General features: G+C 67.1%; 1 protein-coding gene. It reads right to left on the minus strand.

Annotation, left to right across the window (positions count from 1 at the left end; all coding sequences use genetic code 11):
* On the minus strand, positions 1-216 hold a 216-nt coding region (locus BN358_RS12100; RefSeq protein ID WP_157593466.1), incomplete at both ends, for a hypothetical protein.

Below are 216 nucleotides of genomic sequence, written 5' to 3' on the forward strand. Positions count from 1 at the left end.
TTGCGGTCGAGCACCGCACCGATCAGCGACCCGTCGGTGAAGGTGACGGACGCCGGTCCGTCCCACGGCTCCATCATCGAGGCGTGGAACGAGTAGAACGCGCGCCGTGCGTCGTCCATCTCGGTGTGGTTCTCCCATGCCTCCGGAATCATCATCAGCACGGCGTGCGGCAGCGAGCGCCCGCCGAGGTGGAGCAGCTCCAGCACCTCGTCGAAG

The organism is Sedimentibacter sp. B4, assembly GCF_000309315.1.
Taxonomy (GTDB): domain Bacteria; phylum Bacillota; class Clostridia; order Tissierellales; family Sedimentibacteraceae; genus Sedimentibacter; species Sedimentibacter saalensis.